The following is a 23,036-nucleotide window of genomic DNA, read 5'->3' as shown; positions in this document are numbered from 1 at the left end:
GCAAGGGCCGCCCTGATCAAGGAAGGGAGCACGCACCCATGCCCCGTAAAGGAGGGGCCGATGCCGCAGGCATCGACCCCGAGCAGCTCTGGCTGAGTTCCGACCAGCCCCGCAGGGGGCGCAAGCCCGCCTACAGCAGAGAGACGATCACCGCGGCGGCCGTCGCCCTGGCGGACGCGGAGGGGCTCGAAGCGGTCACCATCCGGAAGGTCGCCGCACAGGTCGGAGCCGGTGCCATGTCGCTCTACAGCTACGCCCCCGACAAGGAGACGCTGCTGGAGCTGATGGTCGACCACGTCAGCGGCGAACTGCCGGCCGCGCACACGCCCACCGGCGACTGGCGCGCCGAGCTGAAGGCCATCGCCCACCTCCAGCGCGCCCACATGCTGCGACACCCCTGGCTGCCCGCCGCTCTGGCCACCCACCGCACCCCCGGCCCCAACACCCTGGCCTTCCTGGAACGCGCGCTCGCCGCCCTGCGGCCCACCGGGCTGGACGGTGCGGCGAAGCTGGAGATCTTCGCCCAGCTCACCGCATTCGTGGCCGGACACGTCGGCCATGAGATCGCGCAGGCCGCGGCCTCACGGTCCCCCGACCGGATCGCGGCCGAAGTCCGCTACCTCACCGCTGTCGCGACGGACGGCCGCCACCCGGAACTCGCCGAAGCCCTCGCCGCCCCCGGGCGCCCCCTCACCCCCGAAGCCACCTTCGACCGGTTCCTCAACCGCCTCGTCGACGGCCTCGACACCGGCTGATCCCGCGACGCCGCACCACGCCCCGCCCCCCCCTCCGTCGCCTCGCGCCCTCCGCCGCTCGCCCGGCCGGGCCCCCGGGGCCGCAACGGAACGGGTCCGGCCCGGGGATCTCTCCCCGGGCCGGACCCGTGTGGCGTGTGGCGTGTGCCGCGTGCGTACCGCGCGTTCCCGCGCGGGGGACTCAGTGCGCGAAGGAGTCCTGCGGAGCGGGCGCGGCCTTGGCGCCCTCGCCGCCGGCCTGGGCCGGACCGGCGCCCCGCAGCGGGACCTCCTTGACGAACCAGGCGAGTACGAAGCCCAGTACGGCGATGCCCGCGCCCAGCAGGAACGCCGAGTGCGTACCGGCGGCCACCGCGTGCTGGTAGGCGTCGCGCACGGCCTCGGGCAGCTTGGCCAGGCTCGCCGCGTCCAGCTGGGCGGAGCCCGCGGCCTTGGCCGCCTGCGGGCCGAGCCGCTCGGACATGGTGTCCGTGACCTGGGTGGTGAAGAGCGAGCCCATGAGGGCCACGCCGAAGGAGCCGCCCAGGGTGCGGAAGAGCGTGGCCGAGGAGGAGGCGACGCCCATGTCCTTCATGTCCACGCTGTTCTGCGCGACCAGCATGGTGATCTGCATCAGGAAGCCGAGACCGGCGCCGAGGACGGCCATGTAGAGACCGGAGACGAGGCGGGTGGTGCCGGTGTCCATGGAGGCGAGCAGGAAGAGCCCGACGACCATCAGCGCGCCGCCGATGATCGGGAACACCTTGTACCGGCCGCTGCTGGTGGTGATCCGGCCCGCGACGAGCGAGACGACCATCATCGAGAGCAGCATCGGCAGGAGGAGCAGGCCCGAGTTGGTGGCGGAGGCGCCCTGCACCGCCTGCTGGAAGAGCGGCAGGTAGAGCACGCCGCCGAACATCGCGAAGCCGACGAGGAAGCCGATCACGGACATGAGCGTGAAGTTGCGGCTGCGGAAGATGTGCAGCGGCATGACCGGCTCGGCGGCCTTGGTCTCGACGTAGAGGAAGGCGGCGAGCGAGAGCAGGCCGGCGACGATCAGGCCGATGATCTCCGCGGAACCCCAGGCGTACTCGGTGCCGCCCCAGGTGGTGACGAGGACGGTCGAGGTGATGGCGACGGTCAGCAGGGCCGCGCCCAGGTAGTCGATCTTCCCCTGCGCCTTCTTCTTGGGCAGGTGCAGCACGGCCGTGACCATCGCGAGGGCGACGGCGCCGAGCGGGAGGTTGATGTAGAAGGCCCAGCGCCAGCCCATGTGGTCGGTGATGGTGCCGCCGACCAGCGGACCGCCGATCATGGCGAGGGCCATCACGCCGGCCATCATGCCCTGGTACTTGCCGCGCTCACGGGGCGGGATCAGGTCGCCGATGATCGCCATGACGCCGACCATCAGACCACCGGCGCCCAGACCCTGGATCGCACGGAAGCCGATCAGCTGACCCATGTCCTGGGCCATACCGCTGAGGGCGGAACCGACGAGGAAGATGACGATCGAGGTGAGGAACGAGCCCTTGCGCCCGTACATGTCACCGATCTTGCCCCAGATGGGGGTGGAGGCCGCAGTCGCCAGGGTGTAGGCGGTGACCACCCAGGAGAGGTGTTCGAGACCACCGAGCTCACCGACGATGGTCGGCATCGCGGTCCCGATGATCATGTTGTCTAGCATGGCGAGCAGCATGGCGATCATGAGTGCCATGAGCACGACGCGCACGCTGCGCGGCTTCACCTCCCCCGAGGCGCCCGCCTGCTTGACCGTCTCACTCATGTCCACTCCCCTGGTACTGGCACTTCTTCGTTCGGTCGGGCACTTACTTGCCGCCCGGCTAGTTCACTACACTGGGGAAGGTAGCCCTGCTACTAGCCGGGCGTCAAGTAAGTTCTCGTGGGGAGAGTCATGTCCAGCAGTTCCAGCGGCACCGCTCCGCAGGCCAAGCGCGGAAACACGCGCCAGCGCATCCAGGACGTCGCGCTGGAACTCTTCGCCGAGCAGGGGTACGAGAAGACCTCCCTGCGGGAGATCGCGGAGCGGCTGGACGTCACCAAGGCGGCGCTCTACTACCACTTCAAGACCAAGGAAGACATCATCATCAGTGTCTTCGAGGACTCGACGCGGCCGATCGACGAGCTGATCGAGTGGGCCCAGGGGCAGCCCCGGACCCTGGAGACCAAGCGGGAGGTCCTGCGCCGGTACAGCGAGGCGATGGCGTCGGGCGCACAGCTGTACCGCTTCATGCAGGAGAACCAGGCGACGATGCGGGAGCTCAGCATCGGCGAGACCGTCAAGAAGCGGCTCTTCACCCTGGTGGAACTGCTGCGCACGGACGAGGGGCCGCTGGCGGACCAGGTGCGCTGCGTGAGCGCCCTGTTCACCCTGCACGCGGGGATGATGTTCCTCCAGCACGTGGAGGGCGACCCGGAGGAGACCCGCCAGGCCGCCCTGGAGGTGGCGACGGACCTCATCACGCGGGCCCACCAGGCGCAGTAGCGGCCGTCGACGCGGGGTCCGGCGGCGGCGCGGGGACCGTCGCATCGGGGAGGTTCGGCTCGACGACGGCCGTACCCGCGACCGGCGGTCCGGGGGCGATGCGGAAGCCGAGGTCGCAGGGCAGGAGCGGGGCGAGGTGGCGCGCCGCGTCGGCGGCGAGGGCGGCCAGCGGCTGCGCGCTGCCGGGCGGCACCCCCTCCCCCGCCACCCGGCTCTCCCTCCGGTACACGGTGACCGCGAGCCAGCGGGCCTCGACGCCGGCGGGGGCCCGGCAGGGCAGGTAGAGGACCCCCGCATGGGCGTTCGCGTATCCCTCGACCTCCGCCAGCCGGACGGGGTCGTTGCCCCGCACGCGGCTCCGGGCGTCGTCGGGGGCGAGCCAGTAGTGGCCGGCCCAGAGGGCGCCGCCCCCGGCGGTCATCCGGCACCAGGTGCCGCCGTCGGCGGGCCCCCGGGACTCCGCGTACCCCTCGCCCCGCGTCTTCGACGGCAACAGCGCGGCGACCGCCCTCCCCGGCAGCACACCCCCACAGGTCCGGGCGGGCACCCGCACGGCATCCGGGAGCGACACCCACCAGAGCGCGGCCCCCATCAGCACGACGGCGAAGACCGCACCGGCGAGGTTCCGTCTGACATCCACCACCATGCCCGCATCCTGACCGTCCGACCAAGTGCTCACGCCCGAACAGCCGTCCTGTCAGGGGATGTTCACCCGGCGGAGACCCGCGACCCCCTTCACCACTTGAGCAGCACTCCCCGCCAGGTCCACCCGGCGGCGAGAACGGTGTCCCGCAGGGGGTCCTTCATGTCCCGCGAGCTGTACCGAAACGTCTCGACGAACCGGCGACGTCCGTCGGGGCCCTTCTCGAACTTCCACTCCCTGGCGACCAGGGTCGCGCCCCCACGGCCGTACTGCCAGTCGGAGTACTCGTGCGACACGTTCCCCCACTGCTCTTCGAGCACACGCACCTCGCGGGCCGCCGGAACCAACCGCATTCGGATCTTGACGGTCAGCTTCAGCTCCGGGATCCGCCGCTCCGCCACCAGGTCTGCTTTCTCCTTCGGGAAGGCGTGGCGCAGCTGGAACGGCGCCTCCGGCGCGTTGAGCGCAAGCAGCGCTTCCCGCACCTCCATGGTGGGCAGAGGCCTGACCCCGGCGCCCGGGTGCTTCGTACCGGTCCACCTGTCCCAAAGACGCCCCATCGTCAGACCCCCGCTCCGGTGTTCGGGCGCACCGTGCGCACGAAGTCCTGAAAGTCAACCAGGACGTCCCTGTACTGCGCCGCAGGGGAGGTCACCTGGTCCGCCCCCCTGCATGCGGACGCGCCCGATCAAAGAAGTTCATCGGGCCGGGAGATACCCAACGGCCCCGTCCCGGGGCAGGCTCGCCCAGGTCCGCGTACCGCCTCCGGGCTCCCGGGACTCCCCGAACCCCCACACCCCGCCGCAGTCCCGCACGACGGCCGCCATCACCCGCAGCCCCGCCCGCCGCCGGGCCTCGCAGTGGGCCGCCAGGCGGGGGTGGGCGTGGGGGGCGTGGCCGTCGTAGACGCTGAGCCGCAGTGCGTCGTCGCGGTACCGGACGGAGAGGTAGAGGCTCCGGCCGGGCTCCAAGTCCCAGGTGGCGGCGATCAGTTCCCCGGCGACCTGTACGGCGGCGGGGGCGAGGGCGTCGAGCCGGTAGGCGTGCAGCACGGACCGCACGGCGCCGCGCGCGATCTGGCCGCTGTACGGGGCTGCGGGYACGGTGAGGCTGCACGCGAGCCCGTCGGGTGCGGGCGGCTCGCACGGACCCTCGACGGGCCGGGGCGGCGGGCAGGACGAAAGGGGGCTGGGCATGACGGACTCCCTGAAGTCGGCTTGGACGAAGGCGAGTTCGACGCGCACGGATGGCCGACGCGGAACGGGGAGCGTGGCTCGTCGCCGAGGCCCGAGGCATGCTGCGGCGATGCACTTCAACTCCCCTGCGTGGGCGGTGCGTTCTCCAACGTAGTGGGATGGGGCCAAATTTGGCCCCCACTGCGGACGAAATCACCCGTTCGTGGCCAGGCAGCCCCCGACAGGCCAGACTGCACGGCATGACCGCGAGGACCACGCCGACGGAGCGCCAGAAGAGACTGGGGTACGAACTGCGCAGGATGCGCACGACGGCCGGGGTCTCGGCCGAACGCGCCGCCGGGCTCTTGGGTGTGGACAGGGGAGCCATCTCCGCGATGGAGTCGGGAACCCGCGCCATCTCCGCGGAGCGGCTGCGCACACTGGCCCGCAACTGCTCGGTGACCGACGAGAAGCACATCGCAGGCCTGATGGCACTGACCTCACCGGGTCGCGGCTGGTGGGACCGCTACCGCGGCCAGCTCCCACAGGGGTTCCTGGACATCGCGGAACTGGAGGCGCACAGCACCCGGATGCGCGGGGCGTTCTCGGTCCACATGCCGGGGCTGTTGCAGACCTCCGACCACGCGCTCGCCGTGTTCCGCATGGTCATCCCCTCCCTGCCGGAAGACGAGGTCGCCCTGCGCCTGGCGTTCCGGGCCGCCCGCCAGCAGGTTCTGGACGGCGGGGGTGCGGGAGAGTTCGTGGCCATCGTGCACGAGGCGGCCCTGCACATGCAGTTCGGCGGACGGGCGGTCCTCCGGGCCCAGCTAGAACACTTGCTGGAGCGGTCACAGCAGGAGAACCTGACCGTGCGCGTCCTTCCGTTCGCCGCCGGCGGCTTCCCCGGTGCCGGTCAGACCGTGCTCTACGCGGAGGGCCCGACCAGGCTGCTCGACACCGTACAGGTGGACAACTCGCACGGCCCTGACTTCCTGTACGCGGAAGCGCAACTGGACAAGTACCGGGCCCACTTCGAGCTGCTGGAGAGAATGGCCCTGCCTCCCGGGGAGTCCCGGACCTTCATCCACACCATCGCACGCCAGTTGTGAAAGGGGCTGCCATGCCGGACGTGACCTGGGAAGAGCCGTTCTGCGGTGAGGGCGCGAGCTGCTACCGGATCGGGGTCGACGGGGACGGCAACAGCTACATCGCCGTCGCCGGAGCAGAGACGGCGTACCTCACCGACTCCGCCGAATCGCTCCGCCAGCTGATCCGCGACATCAAAGCCGGCAAGGCCGACCACCTCCTGGAAGGTTGACCTCGATGCCGGACGTGACCTGGGAAGAGCCGTTCTGCGGTGAGGGGAACTCCTGCTACCGGATCGGGGTCGACGGGGACGGGAACAGCTACATCGCCGTCGCGGGAGCGGAGGCGGCCTACCTCACCGACTCGACCGAATCGCTGCGTCAGCTGATCCGCGACATCAAGGCCGGGAAGGCGGACCATCTGCTGGAGGGGTGACCTCCGGGGCTCCGGGTCAGTCCGCCCCGGCGGCGAGGAAGGCCGCGAGGTTGTCCGCGTAGACGTCGGGGTGGGAGACGTGCGGGACGTGGCCCGCGCCCTCCAGCACCGTGACCCGCGCCTGCGGCAGCGCGGCGGCGAGCCGGTCGGTGATCACCGGGAACCAGGGCGGGCTCTCGGTGCCCCGGGTCAGCAGCACGGGACCGGTGTAGCGGGAGAGGCGGGTGAGGTCCAGGTCGGCCCAGGCCGGGTCGGCCTGCTCGTCCGCGAAGGTCGGCGCGTTGGCCACGAACGTCTCGCGCAGCGGCTCCGGCAGCCGGTCCCACGCCCCCGGGCCGACGGCGACCTCCTCCACGAAGCGGCGGGCCCCCGCCCGGTCGTCGCCCGCGCGCAACTCGGTGAGGACCCCCTCGATCCGGAGCCGGGTGGCTTCCATCAGCGGCCGGAGGGCGGGGTCGTCGGCGACGACGCCGAGGAGCGGGGGTTCGTGCGCGGTGACGCTGCGGAAGAGCTCCGGGCGGCGGGCGGCGAGCCCGAGGGCGGTGGAGGCGCCGAAGGAGTTCCCGGCCACGTGCGCCGGAGCGAGGCCGAGGGCCTCGATGAGGGCGGCCAGGTCCTCCTCGTCCTCCACCCGGCTGCCCGGCCCGGGCAGGCGCTCGCTGCGGCTGTGGCCCCGGCGGTCGTAGGACACGACGCGCAGCGGCGCGCGCTCCGCGAGGCGGGGCACGACGGCCCGCCAGCCGTCGTGGTCGCTCCAGGAGCCGTGGACCAGGACGAGGGGCTCCCCGTTCCCGGTGGCCTCGTAGAAGAGGGTGGTGCCGTTCGCGCGGACCTGTGCCATGACTCCACAGAACCGCACCCGGCGGGATCAGGCGATCCGGCGCTCGGCGGCGGTGATCGGGACGTCGTTGATGCTGGCCTCGCGGCGGCGCATCAGGCCGTCGGGGTCGAACTCCCACTGCTCGTTGCCGTGGCTGCGCCACCACTGGCCGGCGGTGTCGTGCCACTCGTACTCGAAGCGGACCGAGATGCGGTTTCCGGTGTACGCCCACAGCTCCTTGCGGAGCCGGTAGTCCAGCTCGCGCTGCCACTTGTCGGCGAGGAAGGCGCGGATCTCGGCCCGGCCGGTGAGGAAGCGGTCTCGGTTGCGCCAGACGGAATCCTCCGTGTAGGCGAGGGCGACGCGTTCGGGATCGCGGCTGTTCCAGGCGTCCTCGGCGGCCTGGACCTTGGCGCGGGCGGTTTCCTCGGTGAAGGGCGGAACGGGCGGTCGCACGGCGGTGGTTCCGGACATGCGGAAGTCCCCTCTCGGTCGTGGAGAACGATCGTTCTCAAGCCTAGGAGAACGATCGTTCTCTCCGCAAGGCCGTTTGGGCTACGCTGCCCCCATGGACGAGGAAGAGGCCCGCACCCGGCTGCTGGACGCGGCGGAGGAGCTGTTCTACGCGCACGGCATCCAGGCCGTCGGCATGGACCGCATCCGCGCGGGCTCGGGGGTGCCGCTCAAACGGCTGTACCGGATCTTCCCGGCGAAGGAAGCCCTGGTCACGGCCTATCTGGAGCGGCGCGACCGGCGCTGGACGGGGAGCCTGCGGGAGGCGGTCACGGGGGCCCCGGAACCGGTCGGCGCGGTCTTCGACTGGCTGGAGCGGTGGTTCTCGGAGCCGGACTTCCGGGGCTGCGCCTTCCTGAACGCGTACGGGGAGCTGGGCGACGGCGGGCCGCCCGGGGTGCTGGACGCCGTACGCCGCCACAAGGCGGACCTGCGCGCACTGCTCGCGGAACTCGTCCCGGACTCCCCCGCCACGGCCGACGACCTGCTGATCCTGATCGAGGGCGCGATCACGGTGGCCGCCCTCTCCCCGGGCCCGGAGCCGGCGCGCAGGGCGCGCGCGATGGCGGAACGCCTGACCGGCTGACGGGCCGCCCGGCTAGCCGCCGGTGCTGCGCGGGAAGGTGATCTCGACGCGCCGGTTCTTCTTGCGGCCTTCCTCGGTGCTGTTGTCGGCGATCGGGTAGTCCTCGCTGTAGCCGCGGACGTCGTAGGTGACCCCGGGGGCGGTGACGGTCTTGGCCAGCTCCGCCTGCACGGCGTCGGCGCGCTGCTTGCTGAGCTCCTTGCCGTGCTCGTAGCTGCCCTGGTCGTCGGTGAAGCCGAAGACGCGGACGCGGGTGGCCTTCTGGGTGTTGATCTCGTTGGCGATGGCCTGGATGCGGGCGGCGGCCTGGGCGTTGAAGACGGCGCTGTTCTCGGGGAAGAGGACCTCGGACTGCAGGGCCATCATCACGGTCTGGTTGGTCTCCTGCCGCCGCTGCTCCCCGCCGAGGTCCTCGACGACCTCGGCGATGTCGAGCACCTTGGCGGGGGCGAGGGTCCCGCCCTGGGGGATCTTCAGCCCGGGTGAGGCGGAGTCGATCGGCACGGGCGCGGAGGCGGACGGCTCGGTGCCGGGCGGCGTGGACGGCTTGACGTCGTCGGCGTGGGCGCTGGCCGCGCCGACGAAATGAACCCCGGCGATGATCAGCCCGGCTACGGCCGTGGCGGCGGCGGTGCGGTGGCGTTTTGTCATGGCGTCACCCAGAGATCTTGACGGTTGCCGTGGCGAAGGTGGGAAGGCTGAACTCGACCTCGGTGGTGGAGGCTGGTGGGGCGGGGAACTGGGCGAAGAAGGCCACGCTCTGTCCGGCGGCGACGCTTGAGATCCCCGTGGTGCACAGGCACCTGGACTCCGTGTCACGGAGCACGTAATAGCGCTTCTTTCCGGCCTTGTCGACCAGGGTCGCCCCTGCCACAGATTCCCCGCTTCCCTTCAGTTCGATGCCACGCCATGCCGACGTGCCCGCGAAGCTCTCACTGCCGCCGTTCTTAATCTGTCCGTTCACGGTGACGAATCCACCGGCGTCGCGCTGCACGGAATTGATGACGAGGGTCAAGCCGTCCGAACCGTTCACCGACGCAAGGACCTGAAGCGGTGCGGAGCCACCCCCGCCCGTGGGGGTCGTAGCGGACGAACCACCCTGAGACTTCGGTGACGAAGCGCTCTGCACGTCCTTCGCCTTCGGCTTCTCCCCGCTCCCACAACCGGCCAACGCGAGGGCCAGGATCGCCACGACCGCCGTGGCCGCTCCCCCGCGGACCTTCACCGTGTGCCGAATGCTCATGTAAGCCGCTTCCTTGTCTCTCATTGGCTCTCACTCGACCAGTCGCACGTTGAACAGGGACCGCGCCAGCTCGCGCAGGGATCCCGGGTTCAACGGGTCGATGTCGATGGACTTGCCCCCTTTGCACCGCAGCTTGACCCGGGCCGGCACCGGCGGGGCGCTCGGCCCGGGAGATGCCGTGGCGGTGGGGTCGGGCCGGGGCGTCGCGGTGGGGGTGGGGGTGGGTGCGGATCCCAGCGTGCACAGGGGCTCGATGACCGCTGCTGCTCGGGCCTCGCCGTGCATGCCGTCCGTTCCGGGGATCACCGACTCGCCCACCGTGCGGTTCGTCTCCACCGTGACGGCGAAGCGGGGTAGCGACGATTCACAGGTGGCCTGGGCGTCGTTCCTGGCCGCGAAGTCGACGGCGGCGGCGCAGGCACCCTTACCGGTGAGGAGGTCGCCCGTCAGGAGCTTCACCCAGTCGCCCGGCTTCAGTTCAACCAGATCCAGACCGGCCAACCCGCCGTCCCGGGCCTCCCCGGCCGCCGCCAGCGCAGCAGCGTCAGCCGCGCCCTGCGCGTCGCTTCGCGTGACGGAGGCCTGGCCGACGACGAAGAGGGCAAGCGCAGCGAAGAGCAGACCCGCCACCACCACGATGTAGATGGGGAAGGCCTGCCCTCGACTGGCGTCAAGCTTGCCGAAGGGCGCCACTAGCCGGCTTTGATGTCCTGCACTGCCTTCTTGATCTTCGTCGTGATCTCGGTACCGATACCCGAGCCCACGATCGCCCCGATGATCACCACGACCACCAGGATGATGCCCAGGTACTCGAACGCGGTCTGCCCCCGATCGGGGTTCGCGTAGCGCCTGCGGAGGCGTGTGACCGCCGTGTCCGTCCAGTCGTTCAGGCGGAGCTTCGCCTCGACCGATGCCTTCAGCAGCCTGTTGTGTGACATGGGGGTTCCCTCCCGGGCCGGTGCCGCTGTTGATTTGCGGACGGTACGACGAGTTACCGGTCGTCACCAAGGGTCCCGGGGCCCAAATACGGACCCACTGCGCACTCCGTCTACCCATGACCGGTCACCCCTGGACGGGCGGTTCCCAGCCATCGGGCTATGGCCTGGCTGCGGGAGGTGCTCCGGAGCTTGGCGAAGATGCGGTTGATGTGGTTCTTGACCGTCTTCTCACTGATGAAGCAGGCGCCGGCGATCTGCTGGTTGTTCATGCCGGACGCGATCAGATCCATGATCTCCACCTCCCGCGAACTCAGCCCGAAAGCAACGGAGTTGTGCACGCGCTCCGTAGACTGTCCCACATTTCGTTGCTGTTGCGAAGAGGACCGGAGTTCCGCGAGCACGACGGTCGCCGCCGTCGGGGTGAAATGGGCGCGGCCGGCGCGGGTGTCCCGGACCGCGCGCAGGAGGTCGTCGGGCGTGAACTCGCCGTGGACCAGGTAGCCGCCCGCGCCCAACAGCAGTGCCTCGCGGACGACATCGGCCTCCTGGCTGTACGTCAGCATCAGCACCGGTGCCAGGCACACGAGGTGCGGCAGGGCCGAGATGCCGTCGACTCCCGGCATGCGGACGTCCAGCAGGATCACGTCCGGGCCGTGGAGCCGGGTCAGGTGGAGGGCCTCGTGGCCGTCCCGGGCCTCCGCCACGACCACGAGGTCGGCGGTGGTGGCCAGGAGGCTGCTCAGGCCCGCGCGGACGACCGGGTTGTCGTCCGCGATCAGGACGCGCAGGGCGGTCACGTGCGGCCCCCCGTCGGCAGGGTCAGGCGGACCCGGGTGCCGGTGCCCGCGGTGCGGGGGCCGACCTCGAAGGCGGCGCCGATGGACCGTGCGCGTTCCCGCATGCCGAGGACCCCGAAGTGCCCGGCCGGCAGTACGGGGGGCAGGCCGACGCCATCGTCCTCGACCGTCACCGTGAGCGCCGACGGCCCCGCGCACACCGACATCTCCACGCGCGAGGCCCCCGCGTGGCGGCGGGCGTTCTCCACCGCCTCCCCGGCGACGGAGAGGAGCTGGTGCACCACCCCCGGGGGAAGGACGGGCAGCGTGCCCGTGGTGGTGAGTTCCGCGCCCAGGGCGCGCAGCCCCGGCAGGAGGGCGGCGCCGGGCGCGCGCAGCTCCGTCAGCAGGGCCCGGGATTCCGCGGAGGCGCGGCGGGCCGCGTCCGCGACCAGTTCGGCCTGGCGGCGGATCGCCGCCGGGTCGGGGGTCCGGGCGAGGGCGTCGGCGGCCAGCGCCAGGCCGTGCAGGGTCTTGGCCACCGAGTCGTGCATCTCCCGGGCCATCCGCTCCCGCTCGTCCCGGACCGCCTCGGCCGCCGCCAGGCTCCGTACGGCGGCCCCGAAGCGCAGCAGCAGCTCCCGCAGCCCGGAGCCGGCGGCCCCGGCCACCACGCACAGCAGGCAGAGCACGAAGCCGCCGCCCAGCGCGGCCACCGCCACCGCCTGCGCGGCCGCGTACACCGCCGAGCCCCGCCATCCGTAGACCAGCCCGGCCAGCAGCGGGGTGCACAGGGCCACCAGCCCGACCGGGGAGGTGGGGGTGGCCACGATCAGCAGGAGCCCGCTCAGGACCATGTCCACCGCCAGCAGCCAGCGGTGGCGCAGCAGCAGCGGCCCGAAGCGCTCCCAGTCGCGGAAGAGGACGTAGGACAGCATGAAGGTGGCCAGCAGCGCGCCGGACACCAGGTACGTGGGTCCCCCGGATGCCGTCCGGCCCAGGGAGAAGGGGGCGCCGAGGCCGATCATCACCAGCCGGAAGGCCATGACCTGCCGGCACAGGCACTGGAGGGCGTTCGCCTGGACCGCGAGGGAGGGGGCGGGAGCCGCGCCCCGTCCGCGGGGCGCGCGCAGTGCCGGTGAATGCAGTGCCGGTGAATGCAGTGCGGTCATGGCGGCTCACCCGCCCCCGAGCAGTGCGCCGAAGTCCACGTTGGCTCCGTAGACGAACCCGCAGACCAGCAGGATCAGGGTGCCGGGGAGCATGAACATGGTGACGGCGAAGGTGGCCTTCGGGACGGCGCGGGCCGCGCGGCGGCGGGCGTTCTGGGCGTCGGTGCGGCGCATGTCCTCGGCGATGGCGATGAGGGTGTCCACGATCGGGGAGCCCAGTTCCTCGCCTTGTTGGAGGGCGGTGACGAACTGGGCCACCTGTTCGGAGTCGTTGCGCCGGCGCAGGTCGTCGAAGGCCTGGCGGCGGCTGACGCCCATGTCCATCTGCTGCAGGGTGATCCGGATCTCGTCGGACCAGGGGCCCGTGTACTTGTCCGCGACGCGCTCCAGGGCCTGGCGGAAGCCGAGTCCGGCGCTGACCACGACCGCGAGGACGTCGAGGAAGTCCGGGAGGATCCGCTCGATGTGGTCGCGGCGGACCCGGATGGCCGACCACAGGCCGACCTCGATCCAGAACAGGCCGAAGGCCACCATGAGGAGGGCGAGGACGAGCCGCCCGTTCACGAGCATGGCCAGGGCGCCGAGTCCGYCCAGGAATCCGTAGACCGCGCGCCGGGCGGCGTAGCGGTCGATGGTCAGGCCGGCCGGGTTGCCCGCCATGTCGATCTGGCGGCGCTTGCGGGCCACCTGCTTGGCGCCCATCAGCCGCAGCACCAGCGGCGCCCAGCGGATGCCGAGGCGGTCCACGAGCGAGCCGACGGCGGTGGCGCGGGTGGCGCCGACCTCCAGGGCCAGGGCCAGGTCGGTCGGGAGTTTGACGTCGGCGCGGTAGAGGCGGATGCCGTGCAGGACACCGAAGACGGACAGGGCCGCGGCCAGGGCGAGGAGGAGGGGGAGGTAGGCGGTCATCGCGGCGTCAGCCCCCTCACACGTCGATCTTCGACAGCCGGCGGATCAGGACGAAGCCCAGCGCGAAGAGCCCCAGGGCGACGATCACAGCGACCTGCCCGATCAGCGCGCCGGTCATCCGGTCCAGGGCGCCCGGCATCATCGCGTTCACCAGCAGCAGCGAGCCCAGTCCGATGGCCGGTACCAGGTACGCCGTCACCGTCACCTGCGAGAGCTGCGTACGGATCTCCCGGCGGGTCTCCTTGCGCTGCTCCAGGGTCACCGTGAGGTTGCGCAGGCTGCCCACGATGGCGCCGCCCGCGCGGGCGGAGAGGACCAGGGTGGAGACGAGGACGACCAGTTCGCGGGACGGGAGCCGGTCGACGATCTCCCCGAGGGACTCCTCGATGGAGTGCCCGACGGCGAGGCGGTCCGCGACCCGGGCCAGTTCCTCGCCCGCCGGGGCCTCCAGTTCCTCCGCCGCCATGCCGATGGCGGTGCGCAGGGCGAGACCGGCCTGGGTGGCGTTGGCGAGGATCCGGGCCAGTTCGGGGAGCTGGTTGATGAAGCGTTCGGTGCGGCGGGCGCGCTGCCAGTTCAGGAAGGCGTTGGCGGACCAGAGGCCGATCAGTCCGGCCACCGGCCCGAAGAACGGGGCCAGCAGGGAGGAGCAGACCAGCCACGTGCCCGCGACGGCCAGCAGCATGTAGACGAAGAACTCGCCGGGGGTGAGGTCCAGTCCCGTGGTCGCCAGTTTCAGTTCGATGCGGCGGCCCAGCGCCGTCCTGCGCAGGCGGCGGTCGACGCCCCGGAAGCGGCGCCTGCGTCCGGTCGGTGGGGGTTCGCCGCTCGCCGAGAGGCGTTCGATGAGGGCGGCGCGCTGGGCGAGCCCGGCCGAGTAGGCGTGCACCCCGAGGGCCGTGAACAGCCCGGCGAGCAGGGTGGCGCCGAGGGTGAGGAGGACGAGGTCGTTCACAGGACGGTCCGGTGGGTGAGCGGGTCGAGGAGGGCGTCGGGCTCTGCGACGCCGAAGGCCTGGGGGATCGGCTGGCTGTTCATGTAGAGGCGCTCCGCGATCCGGCGGGGAAGGGGGGCGTACGCGAAGTAGCCGTGCACGCGTCCGTCGGCGCCCATGGGCTGGGCCACGTAGCGGCAGACGGTGGTGATCCGGAAGGGCTCGCGGCCGTGGGATTCGAGGATGGAGATCTCCGTGATGCGGCGCGAGCCGTCACCGAAGCGGGTGAGCTGCACGATGACGTTGACGGCACTGTTGATCTGGTCCTGGAGCGCCTCGAAGGGGATCTCCACCTCCGACATGGAGGCGAGGGTCTGCAGGCGGGTGAGCGCGTCCGAGGAGCTGTTGGCGTGGACGGTGGCGAGGGAGCCGTCGTGGCCGGTGGACATGGCCTGGAGCATGTCGAGGGTCTCGCCGCCGCGGACCTCGCCGACGATGATGCGGTCGGGGCGCATGCGCAGGGAGTTGCGTACGAGGTCGCGGATGGTGATCTGGCCCTTGCCCTCCACGTTCGCGGGGCGGGATTCGAGACGGATCACGTGCGCCTGCTGGAGCTGGAGTTCGGCGGAGTCCTCGATGGTGATGATGCGCTCGCCCTCCGGGACCAGCCCGGAGAGGGCGTTGAGGAGGGTGGTCTTGCCGGTGCCGGTGGCCCCGGACACGATCAGGTTCAGCTTCGCCTGCACCAGCCCGGACAGGAGCAGGAGCATCTGCTCGTCGAGGGAGCCGAGGGCGATCATCTCGGGCAGGGTGAAGGCGCGCGGGAACCGGCGGATGGTGAGGGTGGCGCCGGTGAGGGAGAGCGGCGGGATGATGACGTTGACGCGCTCGCCGCTGGGCAGGCGCGCGTCGACCATCGGATTGGCCTCGTCCACACGGCGGTTGACGGTGGAGACGATGCGCTCGATGGTCTGCATCAGCTGCTCGTGCGAGGCGAAGCGGATCGGGAGCTGCTCCACCCGGCCGGAGCGCTCGACGAAGATCTGATCGGGGCCGTTGACCATGATCTCGGAGATCGAGGCGTCTTCGAGGAGCGGTTCGAGGACACCGAGCCCGAGGGCCTCGTCGACGACGCGGCGGATCAGCTGGGCGCGCTCGGCGGTGGACAGGACCGGGCCCTCGCGGCTGATGATGTGCCCGAGTACGCGTTCCAGCCGCGCGCGGCGCTCGGCGGGCGCGAGCGCGGACATCTCGGCGAGGTCGATCTCTTCGAGGAGCTTGGCCCGGTACGAGGAGACCAGGCGGCCGTCCTCGCGGGGGCTGTGGCGGTCGTCGGGGGTACTGACCCGGGAACGCAGGCTCACGGTCGGGCTCCGTCCGGGTCGGTGTTGGGCATGACGGCGGTGGCCCTGGCGTCCGGGAGGTCGAGGCCGGGGATGATGGAGTTGACCTTGATGGTCACGGTCGCGGTGATCGCGTCACCGCCGCCGGGTACGGACACCGTCGCCGGAAGGCCCGAGCGGATCGCGGCGAGCCCCGCCGCCTCGCCCCAGCCGCGGTGCTGCGCCTCCACCCGCGCCGCCGTGCGCGCCGCCGTGTCCGCCTGTTCGTGGACGTAGGCGACCCAGCCCAGCTGGATCCCGCAGAGCGCGACGAACAGCAGGATCGGGACGAATCCGATGTATTCGATGGCTACTTGGCCGCGGTCGGAGCGGATGCGACGCCTTCTCATGTCACTCCTCCCTCTCCATCGCCGCGCCGGCCGTGCCGTCGATGGCGCCGAAGCCGAGCCCCGGAAAGAGGACCGGGATTTGGAGTTCGACCGTCGCCTTGTACACGTCACCTTCCCGGCGGCAGTGGGGGGTACCCATGTTCCAGCTGCTCCCGATGTACTTGGACGCCGCCGCCGCGCACTCCCCCGCCCCCTTCACCGCCCCCGCCCGCGCCCCCTGGTCCGCCGCGTTGCCCGCCAGCGAGAAGGCGTACCCGATCAGTACGCACTCCCACACGGCCGCCACGAGCAGCAGGATGAGCGGGACCATGCCGACGAACTCGACGGCCACCTGCCCCCGGTCCCGGCGCCACCCCCGCCCCCCGCGTACGGACCCGCGCGCGGTCACCGTTCAGCCCTCCCGGCCGCGCCGCAGCCGGGCCACCGGGCCGGCCGCGCGGAGGGCGAGGGCCGAGCCGGAGCCGGAGGCGGCGGGGGCCGGGGATCCCGCCGGGGCGTCGGGGGCGGCGAGGAGGCCCAGTTCGCCGGCCAGGGTCCACAGGGCCTGCTTCACCGTCGAGCGGTTGTCGAGGTCCTGCACCCGGCCCGCGTCCACCACCGCCTGGAGTTCCTTGAAGGCGGCGGGGACCGGGGTGCGGGTGGGCCGGGTCTTGGTGATCTTCTCGATGAGGGAGGGCTGTATCTCGGTGTGCTTGCTCCAGCGGTTGACCACCATCGTGGTGTCCTCGGCCTTGCGCACCTGGAGCCGTTCCCACATCCGGACCATCCGCTTGGCCGCCCGTACGGCGACCACGTCCGGGGTGGTGACCATGACGGCCAGGTCCGCGAGTTCCACGGCGGTGGCGTTCGCGCCCGTCACCTGGGTGCCGCAGTCGATGACGACGAGCTCATAGCGGTCGCGCAGGGCGCCGATGACGTGCCGGGCGGCCCGTTCGTCGACCTCCTCGCCCCGCTCCCCGTCCGCCGGGGCCAGCAGCAGGGCCAGGCCGGTGCGGTCCTCGTAGACGGCGTCCTGGAGGACGCGCGGCGAGATGTCCTGGATGCCGGCGAGGTCGGCGATGGAGCGCCGGAACTGCACGTCGAGGTACGAGCCCACGTCCCCGGCCTGGAGGTCCAGGTCCACCAGGGCGGTGCGCCGGCCCGCCGCGGCGGCGGCCAGCGCGAACTGCACCGCGGTGAACGTGGCGCCCACGCCCCCCTTGGCGCCGGTGACCGTGACCACCCGGCCGCCCGGCCCGGCGGGCGCCTCGGGGCCGCGGCCCAGGTGGCGGCGTACGCCCGCGGACCACTGGGCGGCGGCCTGGACGCGGGCGGCGAGTTCCTCGTAGGCGAGGGGGAGGCCRATCAGGCCGCGCGCGCCGGAGTCCATGGCGGCGGAGAAGAGGGCGGGACCGGCGTCGGAGGAGATCAGCACCACGCCGACCGCGGGGAAGCGCAGGGCGACTTCGCGGATCAGCTCCAGGGCGGGGACGGGGCCGATCCGTTCGTGGACGAGGACCACCTCGGGCAGTTCGTCCAGGGAGTCCGCGGCGAGCCGGAACAGGGTGTCCAGGAGGGTCGTGGAATCGGGGACGGGAGCGGCGGGCTCGGCGTCCGGGAGCTGGCTGAGCAGCGCCACGATGGCGCGGGCGGCGTCCGGGTCGCCGGCCGCGGGGAGGATTCGGGTGGTCATCCGGGCCTCACTTGTCCCCGTCGAGGGTGTACGTGCGGTCGCTCGGGCCGGGGGTCGAGTCGGTGCCGGGGGCCACCAGGGCCAGGCGGACGTGCTCGGCGAAGGACTCGGCGTACGCGACGCGCTGGGTGTCCTTGGTGTTCAGCGCGAAGGTGATCGGAACGGCTTCGGCGGGGCCCTTCCTGTCGCTGTCCTTGTCGAGGGCGGTGAGCTTGCCGACGCCCAGGACGCGGGCGTTGGCGACGATGATGACCGAGCGGGCGGGGTCGGTGTCCTTGGCGCCCTTGAAGGTGGCCAGGATGTTGACCTTGGCGCCCGAGGTGATCTTGCCGGCCACGCCCGTCGCCGCGTCGATCATGATGGCGATCTCCTGCTCCCCGGCCTGGAGCTGCGGCTTGTCGACGAACATGTCGCTCTGGAGCAGCGAGCCCCGCTTCAGGGTGGTGAGCGCGATCTTGCCCTGGAGCGCGCCCAGGTCGGTGACGGCGGTGTCGGAGAGCCACCGCTTGGGGACCTTGACCTCTTCGAACTGGCCGGCCGCGAGCGGGCTGTACGGGGCGATGTCGCCCTTGACGCGGTAGGCGACGACCTCGGACCCGACCTTGGAGTTGACGTCGCCGATCACGACCAGGACCCCGGCGAAGGCCGCGAGGGCGCACAGGACCGACAGCAGGAGCAGGATGACGCCGCGGCGCTGGCGTGAGTTCATGGGCCGTACTACCTCGCCGTTCTTCGGTTCGTTCGGGGGCGGGCCGGTCAGGTTCTGGAGCGGGTTCCGGTACGGGCGGGGGCCTCGGGCGGGGGTGTGGCCAGTGGTGCGGCGCAGAATCCGCAGCGGTCGCCGATGAGCTCGAAGCCGCACCAGCGGCACTCCTCGCGGCGGACCGAGGCGACCAGCTGGTAGAGGACGGACAGGTCGGGGATGGCGGCGGCGAACTCGACGAGCTTCGGGGTGGCCCACCAGGCGGCGGAGTCGGCGGGCAGCGGGTTCTCCATGACGCCCTGCACCTGCCAGGCGGGGGCGAGTTCGGCCGTCACCCAGTCGGAGGCCAGTGCTCCGCGCGCGAAGGTGAGGTGGGTGGCGAAGCCGGGACCCGGCGGCAGCGCGGCCTGCGAGGCGGCTCCGGCGGGGCCGAGCCGGGCCAGGTGCGGCGTCGGGTGGGCCAGTACGGCGAACTGGGCGCTCGGCGACCAGGACCGGGCGTGGGCCTTGAGCCCGACGGGGACCCGGTCCAGCTTTGCGACCGTACCCAGCAGTGCGCCCGCGTGGATGTAGTGGGAGAGCAGGCGTGCGGCGGAGGCGATGACCCCGGGGCTGAAGTCGCAGACGGTGAGCTGGCGCAGCTGACGCACCAGCACGGCGGTGCCCAGGGGCGGCAGATCGATGTCGAGGAGCGCGATCCGGTCGGTCTCCAGGATGGCCCGGACGGTGTGCAGCCGGCGCACGGTGGCGGGCGGCAGCCAGGGCGGTACGACGGCCACGAGGTGGCCGTGCCGCTCCAGCAGGGCGGAGGTCTCGGCGAGCGCGCCCTCCAGGTCGGCCTCGCCGGGCGGGCGCAGGACGGCGGCGCCGGGGGTGTGCCGGTCGGGGGCGGGCAGCACCAGGTCGGCGCTGGTGACAGCGATGGCGGTCGGCACGCGAATCCCCCCGTTCACCCTGTACGCGACGCCTGTTCGCACGGCCGTCACGTACGCGCACATGCTGCGCGACCGCAAACGACCGACGCGCTCCCCCCTTGCCCCAGCACCATAACCGCGTCACCCCTGGCCGGTCAGGGGCTTGGTGATTCCCGTGCCGGAAGGGGTTGTCACAGGTGGCGGGAAACCCGGACAACAGGGAGCGGAAGCCAGAACGATTCAAGCCACTTCGCAAAGACCCTTGACACGAGGATTGGTCTGGACCAACTTGGCTGCGCCGGCAGTTCGTTCCGGGGGACCCCCACTCCCCCTCCTTCCGCTTCCCCCCTTCCTCCCCCCACGGAGCCCACGTGAACCGCATACGCTCCCTCGCCCTGCTGGGCGCCGCCACCCTCACCGCGGGCGGGCTGACCGCCCTCGCGGCGGGCACCGCCCAGGCCGCCGACGTCAACGTCGCCCGCAACGGCGGCTTCGAGTCCGGCCTCGCCAACTGGTCCTGTTCCGGCGGCAGCGGAGCCGCCGTCACCACTCCGGTCTACGCCGGCGCGGGCGCCCTGCGCGCCACCCCGGCGGGCTCGGACAACGCGCAGTGCAGCCAGACCGTCACGGTCAAGCCGAATTCCACGTACACGCTGAGCACCCAGGTCCAGGGCTCGTACGTCTACCTCGGCGCGAGCGGCACCGGGACCCAGGACGTCTCCACCTGGACCCCCGGCTCCGGCTCCGGCTGGCAGAAGCTGTCGACCACCTTCACCACCGGCCCGAACACCACCCAGGTCACCGTCTGGACCCACGGCTGGTACGGCCAGCCGGCCTACACCATCGACGAGTTCAGCGTCTTCGGCCCGGACGGGGGCGGCGGCACCGATCCCGGCCCGAGCGTGCCGGGCGCGCCCTCGGGGACGGCCGTTTCCGGCCAGAGCGCGAGCGGGCTCACCCTTTCGTGGAACGCGGTCAGCGGCGCCACGGGCTATCACGTCTACCAGGACGGCGTCCGCGTCCAGACGGTGTCCGGCGCCTCCGCCCAGATCACCGGGCTGGCCGCCGCCACCTCGTACGCGTTCCAGGTGAGCGCGTACAACGCGGCGGGCGAGGGCCCGAAGTCGGCGGCGGTCACCGGCACCACGACCGGGGGCGGCGGCCCGAACCCGAACCCGTCGGTGCCCCGGCACGCCCTGACCGGCTACTGGCAGAACTTCAACAACGGCGCGACCGTCCAGAAGCTCTCCGACGTCTCCTCCCAGTACGACATCATCGCCGTCTCCTTCGCCGACGCCACGGCCACGCCCGGCGCCATCTCCTTCAACCTCGACTCGGCGGGGCTCGGCGGATACACCGTGGACCGGTTCAAGGCCGACGTCGCGGCGAAGAAGGCGGCCGGGAAGTCCGTCATCCTCTCCATCGGCGGCGAGAAGGGCACCATCTCCGTCAACGACTCCGCGTCCGCGAACAACCTGGCGGACTCGGCGTACGCGCTGATGCAGGAGTACGGCTTCAGCGGGATCGACATCGACCTGGAGAACGGCCTCAACCCGACGTACATGGCCCAGGCGCTACGTGCCCTGGCGGCCAAGGCGGGCCCCTCGCTCGTCCTGACGATGGCCCCGCAGACCATCGACATGCAGTCCACCCAGGGCGGCTACTTCAAGACGGCGCTGGCGGTCAAGGACATCCTGACCGTGGTGAACATGCAGTACTACAACAGCGGCGCGATGAACGGCTGCGACGGCAAGGTCTACTCCCAGGGCTCGGTCGACTTCCTGACGGCGCTGGCCTGCATCCAGCTGGAGGGCGGGCTCGACCCCTCGCAGGTGGGCATCGGCGTCCCGGCCTCCCCCAGCGGCGCGGGCAGCGGCTACGTCTCCCCGGCGATCGTCAACAACGCCCTGGACTGCCTGACCAAGGGCACGGGCTGCGGCTCCTTCAAGCCGTCGAAGACGTACCCGGGGCTGCGCGGCGCGATGACCTGGTCGACCAACTGGGACGCCAAGGCGGGTAGTGCCTGGTCCAACGCGGTGGGTCCCAAGGTCCACGGCCTCCCGTAGGCGGTAGGTGTGGGGGTGGCCGGTTCGGGTTCCCCGGAAAGACGGGGTTCTTGACCGGAACATGCCACGAGAGCACGCTGTGCGCGTCCGCACGGCTACCCCCACACTCCCACCCAGGAGAACGCATGCGGCTCCACCACCGCGGAAGGGCCGCCGTCACGGCGGCCCTCCTGGCGCTCGCGCTCGGCGCGCCCGCCTACGGCATGAGCGCGACGGCGGCACCCCCGCCCACCCCGTCCACCGCGACGCAGGACGAGGCCGTCGTCCAGTACGAGATCCAGGGCCCGTCCACCGCCGCCGAACGCACCGCCCTGCTGAGCTCCGGCGTCTCGATCGACGAGGTGGACGCCCGCTCGGTCGTGGTCAGCGCCGACCCCGCGCAGGCCAAGGAGCTGCGGGCCAGGGGCTACCGACTCACCGCTCTGCCCGGCCCGCCGGACCGGGGCGAGCGCGGCACCAAGGCGAACCCGATGGACTTCCCGTCGGCGGACTCCAACTACCACAACTACGCCGAGGCGAACGCGGAGATCGACCAGCGCATCGCCCAGTACCCCGGGATCATGAGCAAGCAGGTCATCGGGAAGTCGTACGAGGGCCGCAACCTCTACGCCATCAAGATCAGCGACAACGTCGGCACCGACGAGGCCGAGCCCGAGGTCCTCTTCACCGCCCACCAGCACGCCCGCGAGCACCTCACGGTGGAGATGGCCCTCTACCTGCTCAAGGAGTTCGGGTCCAAGTACGGCACCGAACCCCGGATCACCAACATGGTCAACAACCGCGAGATCTGGATCGTCCCGGACCTCAACCCGGACGGCGGCGAGTACGACATCGCCACCGGCTCCTACCGTTCCTGGCGCAAGAACCGGCAGCCCAACAGCGGCTCCTCCGCCGTCGGCACCGACCTCAACCGCAACTGGGACTACAAGTGGGGCTGCTGCGGCGGCTCCAGCTCCAGCAAGAGCTCCGAGACCTACCGCGGCCCCGCCGCCGCCTCCGCCCCCGAGGTCAAGGCGGTCTCCGACTTCGTCCGCAGCCGCGTCGTCGGCGGCAAGCAGCAGATCAAGGCCGCCATCGACTTCCACACGTACAGCCAGCTGGTCCTGTGGCCCTTCGGCTGGACGTACAACGACACCGCGCCCGGCATGACCGCCGACGACCTCGCCGCCTACAAGAAGATCGGCACGGGCATGGCGGCCAGCAACGGCTACACGCCCGAGCAGTCGAGCGACCTGTACATCACCGACGGCACGATCGACGACTGGCTGTGGGGCAACCAGAAGGTCTTCGCCTACACCTTCGAGATGTACCCCTCCGAATCCGGCAGCGGCGGCGGCTTCTACCCGCCCGACGAGGTCATCGACCGCGAGACCTCGCGCAACAAGGAGGCCGTGCTCCAGCTCCTGGAGAACGCCGACTGCATGTACCGCTCGATCGGCAAGGAAGCCCAGTACTGCTCCTGAGCCCGTACGGCTCCCAGCC

General features: G+C 71.5%; 28 protein-coding genes. 8 read left to right on the top strand and 20 right to left on the bottom strand.

What is annotated here, in order from left to right; genetic code table 11:
- Nucleotides 1–38: 38 nt before the first annotated feature.
- Nucleotides 39–755 (top strand): TetR/AcrR family transcriptional regulator C-terminal domain-containing protein, encoded by a 717-nt coding sequence (locus AB4039_RS11285; RefSeq protein WP_266841910.1) that lies wholly within the window; start codon nucleotides 39–41, stop codon nucleotides 753–755.
- A 181-nt stretch (nucleotides 756–936) separates the two neighbouring features.
- On the opposite strand, the gene AB4039_RS11280 is transcribed toward AB4039_RS11285, so the two are convergent.
- Nucleotides 937–2,517: an MDR family MFS transporter gene (locus tag AB4039_RS11280; protein ID WP_266841909.1), complete on the bottom strand. Its 1,581-nt coding sequence runs from the start codon at nucleotides 2,515–2,517 to the stop codon at nucleotides 937–939.
- 129 nt (nucleotides 2,518–2,646) lie between these two features.
- On the opposite strand from AB4039_RS11280, the gene AB4039_RS11275 reads away from it, so the two are divergent.
- A complete protein-coding gene (locus tag AB4039_RS11275) occupies nucleotides 2,647–3,237 on the top strand; it encodes a TetR/AcrR family transcriptional regulator (protein WP_371676886.1) in 591 nt (196 codons plus the stop codon).
- Here AB4039_RS11275 and AB4039_RS11270 read toward each other — a convergent pair.
- The 3 genes from AB4039_RS11270 to AB4039_RS11260 all read right to left on the bottom strand — a co-directional run bounded on the left by AB4039_RS11270 (nucleotide 3,212) and on the right by AB4039_RS11260 (nucleotide 5,076).
- A complete protein-coding gene (locus tag AB4039_RS11270; protein ID WP_442270622.1) occupies nucleotides 3,212–3,883 on the bottom strand; it encodes a hypothetical protein in 672 nt (223 codons plus the stop codon). The two genes, AB4039_RS11275 and AB4039_RS11270, sit on opposite strands and share 26 nt — an antisense overlap.
- Nucleotides 3,884–3,972: 89 nt before the next feature.
- A complete protein-coding gene (locus AB4039_RS11265) occupies nucleotides 3,973–4,371 on the bottom strand; it encodes a hypothetical protein (protein ID WP_442270621.1) in 399 nt (132 codons plus the stop codon).
- 207 nt (nucleotides 4,372–4,578) lie between these two features.
- Nucleotides 4,579–5,076 carry an ATP-binding protein gene (locus AB4039_RS11260; RefSeq protein WP_442270620.1) on the bottom strand — a complete coding sequence of 166 codons (498 nt, stop codon included), beginning with the start codon at nucleotides 5,074–5,076 and terminating at the stop codon, nucleotides 4,579–4,581.
- Nucleotides 5,077–5,315: 239 nt separating this feature from the next.
- On the opposite strand from AB4039_RS11260, the gene AB4039_RS11255 reads away from it, so the two are divergent.
- The 3 genes from AB4039_RS11255 to AB4039_RS11245 are packed head-to-tail and all read left to right on the top strand — an operon-like array spanning nucleotide 5,316 to nucleotide 6,576.
- On the top strand, nucleotides 5,316–6,164 hold the full coding sequence (locus AB4039_RS11255) for a helix-turn-helix domain-containing protein (RefSeq protein WP_442270619.1): 849 nt from the start codon (nucleotides 5,316–5,318) through the stop codon (nucleotides 6,162–6,164).
- An 11-nt stretch (nucleotides 6,165–6,175) separates the two neighbouring features.
- The gene (locus AB4039_RS11250; RefSeq protein WP_442270618.1) at nucleotides 6,176–6,373 is read left to right on the top strand and encodes a hypothetical protein; all 198 of its coding nucleotides are present in this window, start codon (nucleotides 6,176–6,178) and stop codon (nucleotides 6,371–6,373) included.
- Between the two features lie 5 nt (nucleotides 6,374–6,378).
- Nucleotides 6,379–6,576 (top strand): hypothetical protein, encoded by a 198-nt coding sequence (locus AB4039_RS11245; RefSeq protein WP_266841899.1) that lies wholly within the window; start codon nucleotides 6,379–6,381, stop codon nucleotides 6,574–6,576.
- A 16-nt stretch (nucleotides 6,577–6,592) separates the two neighbouring features.
- On the opposite strand, the gene AB4039_RS11240 is transcribed toward AB4039_RS11245, so the two are convergent.
- Together AB4039_RS11240 and AB4039_RS11235 are read right to left on the bottom strand one after the other, a co-directional pair.
- Complete coding sequence (locus AB4039_RS11240) at nucleotides 6,593–7,417, bottom strand: alpha/beta fold hydrolase (RefSeq protein ID WP_442270617.1); 825 nt, start codon at nucleotides 7,415–7,417, stop codon at nucleotides 6,593–6,595.
- 27 nt (nucleotides 7,418–7,444) lie between these two features.
- Nucleotides 7,445–7,870 (bottom strand): nuclear transport factor 2 family protein, encoded by a 426-nt coding sequence (locus AB4039_RS11235; RefSeq protein WP_442270616.1) that lies wholly within the window; start codon nucleotides 7,868–7,870, stop codon nucleotides 7,445–7,447.
- A gap of 94 nt (nucleotides 7,871–7,964) precedes the next feature.
- Here AB4039_RS11235 and AB4039_RS11230 point away from each other — a divergent pair, with 94 nt between their 5' ends.
- Complete coding sequence (locus AB4039_RS11230) at nucleotides 7,965–8,495, top strand: TetR/AcrR family transcriptional regulator (protein WP_266841895.1); 531 nt, start codon at nucleotides 7,965–7,967, stop codon at nucleotides 8,493–8,495.
- A 12-nt stretch (nucleotides 8,496–8,507) separates the two neighbouring features.
- Here AB4039_RS11230 and AB4039_RS11225 read toward each other — a convergent pair whose 3' ends face one another.
- From AB4039_RS11225 to AB4039_RS11160, 14 genes are all read right to left on the bottom strand, one after another.
- Nucleotides 8,508–9,146 carry an OmpA family protein gene (locus tag AB4039_RS11225; protein ID WP_442270615.1) on the bottom strand — a complete coding sequence of 213 codons (639 nt, stop codon included), beginning with the start codon at nucleotides 9,144–9,146 and terminating at the stop codon, nucleotides 8,508–8,510.
- A gap of 4 nt (nucleotides 9,147–9,150) precedes the next feature.
- Nucleotides 9,151–9,738 (bottom strand): hypothetical protein, encoded by a 588-nt coding sequence (locus AB4039_RS11220; protein ID WP_442270614.1) that lies wholly within the window; start codon nucleotides 9,736–9,738, stop codon nucleotides 9,151–9,153.
- Between the two features lie 30 nt (nucleotides 9,739–9,768).
- A complete protein-coding gene (locus AB4039_RS11215) occupies nucleotides 9,769–10,431 on the bottom strand; it encodes a pilus assembly protein TadG-related protein (RefSeq protein WP_442270613.1) in 663 nt (220 codons plus the stop codon).
- The gene (locus AB4039_RS11210; RefSeq protein ID WP_442270612.1) at nucleotides 10,431–10,676 is read right to left on the bottom strand and encodes a hypothetical protein; all 246 of its coding nucleotides are present in this window, start codon (nucleotides 10,674–10,676) and stop codon (nucleotides 10,431–10,433) included. Before AB4039_RS11210 ends, AB4039_RS11215 begins: the two co-directional genes overlap by 1 nt.
- A gap of 110 nt (nucleotides 10,677–10,786) precedes the next feature.
- Nucleotides 10,787–11,473: a response regulator gene (locus AB4039_RS11205; protein ID WP_442270611.1), complete on the bottom strand. Its 687-nt coding sequence runs from the start codon at nucleotides 11,471–11,473 to the stop codon at nucleotides 10,787–10,789.
- Nucleotides 11,470–12,624 (bottom strand): sensor histidine kinase, encoded by a 1,155-nt coding sequence (locus AB4039_RS11200; RefSeq protein WP_442270610.1) that lies wholly within the window; start codon nucleotides 12,622–12,624, stop codon nucleotides 11,470–11,472. Before AB4039_RS11200 ends, AB4039_RS11205 begins: the two co-directional genes overlap by 4 nt.
- A 6-nt stretch (nucleotides 12,625–12,630) precedes the next feature.
- Nucleotides 12,631–13,533 (bottom strand): DUF5936 domain-containing protein, encoded by a 903-nt coding sequence (locus AB4039_RS11195; protein WP_442270609.1) that lies wholly within the window; start codon nucleotides 13,531–13,533, stop codon nucleotides 12,631–12,633.
- Between the two features lie 16 nt (nucleotides 13,534–13,549).
- Nucleotides 13,550–14,488 (bottom strand): type II secretion system F family protein, encoded by a 939-nt coding sequence (locus AB4039_RS11190; RefSeq protein WP_266841883.1) that lies wholly within the window; start codon nucleotides 14,486–14,488, stop codon nucleotides 13,550–13,552.
- Entirely contained in the window at nucleotides 14,485–15,831 is a 1,347-nt protein-coding gene (locus AB4039_RS11185; protein WP_442270608.1) for a CpaF family protein, read from the bottom strand. The genes AB4039_RS11190 and AB4039_RS11185 overlap by 4 nt, the downstream gene beginning before the upstream one ends.
- Complete coding sequence (locus AB4039_RS11180; RefSeq protein WP_442270607.1) at nucleotides 15,828–16,199, bottom strand: TadE/TadG family type IV pilus assembly protein; 372 nt, start codon at nucleotides 16,197–16,199, stop codon at nucleotides 15,828–15,830. Before AB4039_RS11180 ends, AB4039_RS11185 begins: the two co-directional genes overlap by 4 nt.
- A gap of 1 nt (nucleotide 16,200) precedes the next feature.
- A complete protein-coding gene (locus AB4039_RS11175) occupies nucleotides 16,201–16,587 on the bottom strand; it encodes a TadE family protein (RefSeq protein WP_442270606.1) in 387 nt (128 codons plus the stop codon).
- Between the two features lie 3 nt (nucleotides 16,588–16,590).
- Entirely contained in the window at nucleotides 16,591–17,871 is a 1,281-nt protein-coding gene (locus tag AB4039_RS11170; RefSeq protein WP_266841877.1) for an AAA family ATPase, read from the bottom strand.
- Between the two features lie 7 nt (nucleotides 17,872–17,878).
- Nucleotides 17,879–18,580 (bottom strand): Flp pilus assembly protein CpaB, encoded by a 702-nt coding sequence (gene cpaB / locus AB4039_RS11165; RefSeq protein ID WP_266841875.1) that lies wholly within the window; start codon nucleotides 18,578–18,580, stop codon nucleotides 17,879–17,881.
- A gap of 47 nt (nucleotides 18,581–18,627) precedes the next feature.
- Entirely contained in the window at nucleotides 18,628–19,509 is an 882-nt protein-coding gene (locus AB4039_RS11160; RefSeq protein WP_266841873.1) for a hypothetical protein, read from the bottom strand.
- Between the two features lie 350 nt (nucleotides 19,510–19,859).
- Between AB4039_RS11160 and AB4039_RS11155 the strand changes: the two genes are divergently transcribed.
- Both AB4039_RS11155 and AB4039_RS11150 read left to right on the top strand, forming a co-directional pair.
- Nucleotides 19,860–21,554: a chitinase gene (locus AB4039_RS11155; protein ID WP_442270605.1), complete on the top strand. Its 1,695-nt coding sequence runs from the start codon at nucleotides 19,860–19,862 to the stop codon at nucleotides 21,552–21,554.
- A 125-nt stretch (nucleotides 21,555–21,679) separates the two neighbouring features.
- The gene (locus AB4039_RS11150; protein WP_266841870.1) at nucleotides 21,680–23,017 is read left to right on the top strand and encodes a M14 family metallopeptidase; all 1,338 of its coding nucleotides are present in this window, start codon (nucleotides 21,680–21,682) and stop codon (nucleotides 23,015–23,017) included.
- Nucleotides 23,018–23,036: the final 19 nt, after the last annotated feature.

The organism is Streptomyces sp. M-16 (genome assembly GCF_052114405.1).
Classification (GTDB): Bacteria; Actinomycetota; Actinomycetes; order Streptomycetales; family Streptomycetaceae; genus Streptomyces.
Note: the sequence above shows the minus strand (reverse complement) of the source record. Positions and strands in the feature narration are given on the sequence as shown.

Excerpts from the sequence above, each read along its gene's own strand:
- AB4039_RS11285 (WP_266841910.1), top strand. The coding sequence starts at position 39 with ATGCCCCGTAAAGGAGGGGCCGATGCCGCAGGCATCGACCCCGAGCAG.
- AB4039_RS11150 (WP_266841870.1), top strand. The coding sequence starts at position 21,680 with ATGCGGCTCCACCACCGCGGAAGGGCCGCCGTCACGGCGGCCCTCCTG.
- AB4039_RS11265 (WP_442270621.1), bottom strand. The coding sequence starts at position 4,371 with ATGGAGGTGCGGGAAGCGCTGCTTGCGCTCAACGCGCCGGAGGCGCCG.
- AB4039_RS11270 (WP_442270622.1), bottom strand. The coding sequence starts at position 3,883 with ATGGTGGTGGATGTCAGACGGAACCTCGCCGGTGCGGTCTTCGCCGTC.
- AB4039_RS11255 (WP_442270619.1), top strand. The coding sequence starts at position 5,316 with ATGACCGCGAGGACCACGCCGACGGAGCGCCAGAAGAGACTGGGGTAC.
- AB4039_RS11225 (WP_442270615.1), bottom strand. The coding sequence starts at position 9,146 with ATGACAAAACGCCACCGCACCGCCGCCGCCACGGCCGTAGCCGGGCTG.
- cpaB (WP_266841875.1), bottom strand. The coding sequence starts at position 18,580 with ATGAACTCACGCCAGCGCCGCGGCGTCATCCTGCTCCTGCTGTCGGTC.
- AB4039_RS11210 (WP_442270612.1), bottom strand. The coding sequence starts at position 10,676 with ATGTCACACAACAGGCTGCTGAAGGCATCGGTCGAGGCGAAGCTCCGC.
- AB4039_RS11245 (WP_266841899.1), top strand. The coding sequence starts at position 6,379 with ATGCCGGACGTGACCTGGGAAGAGCCGTTCTGCGGTGAGGGGAACTCC.
- AB4039_RS11230 (WP_266841895.1), top strand. The coding sequence starts at position 7,965 with ATGGACGAGGAAGAGGCCCGCACCCGGCTGCTGGACGCGGCGGAGGAG.
- AB4039_RS11250 (WP_442270618.1), top strand. The coding sequence starts at position 6,176 with ATGCCGGACGTGACCTGGGAAGAGCCGTTCTGCGGTGAGGGCGCGAGC.
- AB4039_RS11240 (WP_442270617.1), bottom strand. The coding sequence starts at position 7,417 with ATGGCACAGGTCCGCGCGAACGGCACCACCCTCTTCTACGAGGCCACC.
- AB4039_RS11280 (WP_266841909.1), bottom strand. The coding sequence starts at position 2,517 with ATGAGTGAGACGGTCAAGCAGGCGGGCGCCTCGGGGGAGGTGAAGCCG.
- AB4039_RS11275 (WP_371676886.1), top strand. The coding sequence starts at position 2,647 with ATGTCCAGCAGTTCCAGCGGCACCGCTCCGCAGGCCAAGCGCGGAAAC.
- AB4039_RS11200 (WP_442270610.1), bottom strand. The coding sequence starts at position 12,624 with ATGACCGCACTGCATTCACCGGCACTGCATTCACCGGCACTGCGCGCG.
- AB4039_RS11220 (WP_442270614.1), bottom strand. The coding sequence starts at position 9,738 with ATGAGCATTCGGCACACGGTGAAGGTCCGCGGGGGAGCGGCCACGGCG.
- AB4039_RS11235 (WP_442270616.1), bottom strand. The coding sequence starts at position 7,870 with ATGTCCGGAACCACCGCCGTGCGACCGCCCGTTCCGCCCTTCACCGAG.
- AB4039_RS11180 (WP_442270607.1), bottom strand. The coding sequence starts at position 16,199 with ATGAGAAGGCGTCGCATCCGCTCCGACCGCGGCCAAGTAGCCATCGAA.